This window comes from Okeania sp. SIO2B9 (assembly GCF_010672505.1).
In the GTDB taxonomy this organism is placed as follows: Bacteria; Cyanobacteriota; Cyanobacteriia; order Cyanobacteriales; family Microcoleaceae; genus Okeania; species Okeania hirsuta.
Genome location: NZ_JAAHGK010000431.1, coordinates 1 through 5,481 on the forward strand (window position 1 = coordinate 1; position 5,481 = coordinate 5,481).

The 5,481-nt window shown below is 33.0% G+C and carries 5 protein-coding genes and 1 pseudogene; all 6 read right to left on the reverse strand.

What is annotated here, in order from left to right:
* Positions 1 to 709: hypothetical protein (locus tag F6K13_RS16135; RefSeq protein ID WP_287287838.1), on the reverse strand; the 709-nt coding region annotated here is incomplete at its 3' end.
* A 587-nt stretch (positions 710 to 1,296) separates the two neighbouring features.
* Positions 1,297 to 1,449, reverse strand: a complete 153-nt coding sequence (locus F6K13_RS16140) for a hypothetical protein (RefSeq protein WP_161565025.1) — start codon at positions 1,447 to 1,449, stop codon at positions 1,297 to 1,299.
* 836 nt (positions 1,450 to 2,285) lie between these two features.
* The gene (locus F6K13_RS16145) at positions 2,286 to 3,092 is read right to left on the reverse strand and encodes a TPM domain-containing protein (protein WP_124145187.1); all 807 of its coding nucleotides are present in this window, start codon (positions 3,090 to 3,092) and stop codon (positions 2,286 to 2,288) included.
* Positions 3,093 to 3,546: 454 nt separating this feature from the next.
* Complete coding sequence (locus F6K13_RS16150; RefSeq protein ID WP_161564542.1) at positions 3,547 to 3,711, reverse strand: hypothetical protein; 165 nt, start codon at positions 3,709 to 3,711, stop codon at positions 3,547 to 3,549.
* 24 nt (positions 3,712 to 3,735) lie between these two features.
* Complete coding sequence (gene ruvC, locus F6K13_RS16155) at positions 3,736 to 4,227, reverse strand: crossover junction endodeoxyribonuclease RuvC (protein WP_124145188.1); 492 nt, start codon at positions 4,225 to 4,227, stop codon at positions 3,736 to 3,738.
* A gap of 68 nt (positions 4,228 to 4,295) precedes the next feature.
* Positions 4,296 to 4,799, reverse strand: a pseudogene (locus F6K13_RS16160) (GUN4 domain-containing protein).
* Positions 4,800 to 5,481 lie beyond the last annotated feature (682 nt).

Below are 5,481 nucleotides of genomic sequence, written 5' to 3' on the forward strand. Positions count from 1 at the left end.
TGGAAAATAATCTAATTATAGTTTCTGGTAAAGCGGGAGTAGGTAAATCTCGACTTGTTTTACCAGAAACTATAATTAGATTATTTTCCTCAAGTAGTTGTAATATTTCATTTATTTCGTCTTCTCGAAAGTAAAACTTTGTATCTAGAGGAGCAACATTTGTTCTTTCATTATAAGTAGTAATAAACTCATCAATATCAACTATTTGAAGAGTATCTACCTTAACTTCAAGATATCTTTTAGCAATACCAGAATAATTTTCGAGGTCTAAAGAAATAGAGTCAATACCATATATATCAAGCTCAACTCCATACTTCTGACATTCCTTTTTTAGAGAATTTTCTTCTTTTGTATCCAGAGTAGAATTATGGCATAAAACAATCTTTTCTATTTTTGTTATTGATATTCCAGTTTTTTCCTCATTAAAACAGTTGTGGAGGTCTGTCTCTAATTTTTTGTAAAGTTTTTGCTTCTTATCCCTTTTAGGGTTTGTTGTTGTATGCTCTCCCAAAATATACTTTCCATTTTCCAGAATAATTAAAGTATCTGGAGTTCCTTTTATTGATTTATCAGCTCCAATTACAGACCCTAATGATTTAATTTGGTGAAGCTGTTTAATTTTTTTATTAAGGTAAGCATCAGCAAGTTTTTGGAATGTAGCACCGTCTAATTCTTTAAGTTTATTTTGAATCTCATTAATTTTTGACATAGTAATTCTATACAGATAAAAATAATATATTATTTGTCAACCTAAAAGTAGCGATCGCCTCTCTCTATTCTCTCTATTTTAGCAATTAAATTTTTACTCTCAAGTGTCAAAAAGTAATATATGGACTTCCTTTTCTTATTTTTTTACTTCCCGATACAGACCCTAATGATTTAATTTACTTAACTTGTTCAATCTTTTTTGAAGGTAAACATCAGCAATTTTTTGAAACTCACCACTACTTAATTATTTGAGTTTATTTTGAAGTGTGATTAATTTTTTCAATAGTAATTTTATAGAGATAAAAATAATATCTTATTCACACACTTGAAAGTAGCGATCGCTTCTCTCTATTCTCTCTATTTTAGCAATACAGATAAAAATAATTATTCTTTCTCAACTTGAAAGTAGCGATCGCTTCTCTCTATTCTGTCTATTTTAGCAATTAAATTTTTACTCTCAAGTGCCAACTGGAGTTCATTTTCTGATTTTTTTTAGTTCCCGATACAGACCTTAATGATTTAAGCAACTTAACCTGTACAATTTTTTTTGAAGGTAAACATCAGCAAATTTTTGAAACTCACCACCACTTAATTCTTTGAGTTTATTTTGAATTTCATTAATTTTTGACATAGTAATTCTATAGAGATGAAAATAATATCTTCTTCCTCAACTTGAAAGTAGCGATCGCTTCTCTCTATTCTGTCTATTTTAGCAATTAAATTTTTACTCTCAAGTGCCAACTGGAGTTCATTTTCTGATTTTTTTTAGTTCCCGATACAGACCCTAATGATTTAAGCAACTTAACCTGTTCAATTTTTTTATAAAGGTAAACATCAGCCAATTTTTGGAACTCATCACTACTTAATTCTTTGAGTTTATTTTGAAGTGTGATTAATTTTTTCCATAGTAATTTTGTAGAGATAAAAATAATATCTTCTTACTCAACTTCAAACTAGCGATCGCTTCTCTCTATTTTAGCAATACAGATAAAAATAATTATTCTTTTTCAACTTAAAAATAGCGATCGCCCTTCTCTCCTATCTCTATTTTATCTGAAATCTAGTTATACCATTATCCCACTCTCTACTTCCATTCAACCCAGACAAAAAATGTCGGTATATCCCCAGATAATTCCCACTCTTATTCTTCCTTTCTTATTTCTCTTTTCTCCTGAATAATACGATAACTAACTATCCAGAATATTTTGTAAAAGTTTGCCCCTATAAATGTAGCTGAAAACTATAGCAGTCGAAGGAAAAGGCGTGGAAATATCAAAAGCTTAAAACTCAGACAACACAAAATTTTTTCTTCTGTCCTAGATAACTAAAGCCTTCTTCCCTCGTCTTTCTACTAACTTCAGACAATAAAAAAGAGCTAGAGATACTTACACAAATAAAACATCCCTAACTCTTAGTTTTTTCCACTTATATTTTATAAATTTATCCTTTTCTTTTGGGTTTAATAACCCATAATAACTCGCGGTTTTTACAATTGGTTGAGGTTTAAATCCCTTCCACTTTTTCCAATTTCAGTCTTTCTTTATTCTTCCTTCTTCCTTCTTCTTTCTTCCTTCTTCTCACGTTTCAGAAGCAGAAGATTGACTGAGAAAAGGAGTCAAATAAGCAACCAAAGCACCAATCAGAAAAGCTGCAACATTACGAGTCAATGGCAACCAATCTGAAGTTCTCGTCACTACTGGACCAATCCCAAAAGCAATAAACAAAATTCCCCACAATGGAGAAAATATTAACGCCCACTGCCAAGAAAAAGCTTGATCCGGTTTCCGGGGTTGAGCTGCAAAACCACAAATTACTCCACCAAGAGCTGATGTAATTAAAGTTAAAATCCATTGCTCTCTTGGTAAACCAGGGACAACGTTACAACCACCTTGACGTAAACAAGTTTTGATAGATTCTAATGATTGGATAATAGATTGGTCTTCACCTTGGTCTCGCACAAAAAATTGATTACCGTAGCGAGTTTGTAACTCTACCCAAAATGTCCGAGGTAGAAATTCATAGAGAGCGCGACCCACATTAAAGTTCAAGATATTACCACCACGGGAGTCCGCTACTAACAAAACACTCTTATTATCAAGTTCCCAAAAATCTTTAACTGCTCTACCAGGAGTACGGTCAAATTGAGTCAAAACCCTCAATTTCCAGCCAGTTTCAGTTTCAAATTGCTCTAAATCTTTAGCTAATATATCTTCTTGAATGTCCGTTAAAGTTCTTGCTAAGTCAATAATTGGTGTTTGCTCTTCCGGGAGTAACTGAGGATTATCATAAGCATTGGCAACTCGAGGAGTTAGAGCAAAAATTGATAATGTCGCGAAAACTCCTACAATTAATACAGAAATTTTTTTTAAAAAGTTTTTTTTCATCTTATCTTTAGTTTTAAACTCAAAAGTGGACAGTAAATGCTTGTATTAAAAAAGGGTTCAGAAAAATCTCATATTTCTTTACATTTATTTACTTTAACTCACATTTATATAAAATGCGCAGCCAATGTTAATATTGTTGAAACTTTTGACTGAATAATACTGACTATTGGTAATACAAATAAGAATATAATTATGTATTAAAGATCACTATTTCTATTTTTTATTAAAATAATATGGGTCTAAAACCCAGCCTTTTAAGGGGAAATATTTTTGTAGAGTTGCTCAAATCCCCGTTATAAAAATAACTTCTGATTTCTGACTTCTGACTTCTGACTTCTGACTTCGTTAAGCTCACCTACTTAACATTAGAGTTAAGTAGGGCTTGCTGATTAAATATCAAAGCATTGACTGATATTGGTTTTAGCATTTTTTTGTCTAAAAAAATGCCAGCTTTTCAGCCTAAAGAGCTGCATAAAGCTAGTATTTTGGGACGATTATGGCAGAACAATCTGGGGACAATTTTTCCGACTACCTCCTCTATAATTCCCATTTCTCCTGTCTCCTGTCTCCTGTCTCCTGTCTCCTGTCTCCTAGCCCTACTAAAAGATTTATTCAGCAAACCCTAAGTAGCAGAAGTCTAAATTTAACTCAACCAACTTGCGGCCAAAGCAATTGCTAAAGCATCAGCAGCATCATCTGGTTTAGGAATCTCATCTAAATCTAATTCTCTTGCTACTGCTTGTTGCACATCAGACTTATCTGCATTGCCATAACTTGTTAGTGCTTTTTTAATTTGTGCAGGCGTAAACTCTATTAATGGAATTCCATGTTGGGCTAATACTAACATTAAAATTCCTCTAGCTTGAGCAACTAAAATTGTACTGCTCATGCGATAAAAAAATAGTTTCTCTGTAGCTGCTAAGTCTGGTTTAAAGGTATTAAATATCGTATGTAAATCTTCATAAATTGTGATTAAACGCTCGCCCATTTCTTGTTTTTTTGTAGTTTTAATCACCCCAAAATCAACCAGAGAAGTAGAGTCTATCTTGTCTGTTTTTGAATTATAAATACACTTAATTAACCCAAATCCTAATACTGCCAAACCCGGGTCTAATCCAAGAATTAATTTTTCCAATTTTAGACTTTTGATTCTTATAGTAAATTTGCTGGTTGTAGGGAATCTGATAAAATTATAAGCTCTTATCAAATATTACTTTTTGTCAGTTTTTCCGCTGTATAAGGAACACCAAAATTCCGAACATGAGTAGTAGTTTTAAAAGGAAGATGTCCGTAAGGGGCTGAAATTTTATATCCAATATTTTTATATCTATTATCCTTATCACCCCACCCTACTTGCTTGATAAAAATGTCAGCGATGTAGCTGCCGCTAGGCTCCGCCAACGCGACATCAAAAATCCCTGGTTTACCTCCTAATTTTATCCAAATCTGTTTTTGAATGCTAAATCCAAATTTGCCGTTACTATAGTTAATCCACAATTGATTAATTTTATTTAAGTCTTTACAGGGGATATTTTTGATATCTTCTCAATCAAATCGATACTGTTTTTCTCGCCCTACTAATGAAAGTAATATTCTTAGTGTTTCTTCGTCTGCTTCTTTAAATTTATCAGATGACAAGAAGTTTTCCAAAGCTGTGTAATCTATTTGTTTATCTATTGGAGGACGAGAAGTTATCCAAAAATTTATATTGGGGGATAAAGATACAAATTACAACAACAAATATGAATATACCAGTTCCTATCAATAATCCATTAGCTTCTCCTGTATAAAAATTTTTAACATAATTTTGAGAAATAGGTTTTGCACCTGGAATATGTAAGGTAGAAATTTGAGATATAATTGCTTGAAAAACCTGAGACATTTGAGAAATAATACTCTGAGGTCAAAGCTGAAGTAATCTCAACCATTCTTTCACGGTTTGCAGGCGGTCTTCATGTCAAATTTCTATTCCTTTTATAATGGCATAATTGACGCGATCGCTGATTTTTTTATTAATTTGTTTTGGTTCTACTAATAGGTAATAGCTCATATTTAGCTTGTTTTCCCGTCAGTTTAAAAACCAATTTTTATAGCCATTTACTGCGAAGTTGCTGTCAGTAAATGGCTATAAAAAGCATTAATAGCCATAGCCATATTTTAACAACTAAATTTTCGTTTTGTCAGCAGGACTATGCTGAAGGCTAATATGAAATCCGGTTAAACAGTTCTCATTACAACCGAAGAGAAGCAATCTTGCCCCACATGAGATTGCTTCCTTCCACTCCGTTCCAGTCGTAATGACGATTCCGCTCTGTCACACCCTTTCCCTGGACGCCGTGAACGTGGCCTTCACCCGTGTGGCTCCGACCGCGGTTCGCGTGCAGTGCAC

Bases quoted from the DNA above. Each gene is read 5' to 3' on its own strand.
- F6K13_RS16145 (WP_124145187.1), bottom strand. From the start codon at position 3,092: ATGAAAAAAAACTTTTTAAAAAAAATTTCTGTATTAATTGTAGGAGTT.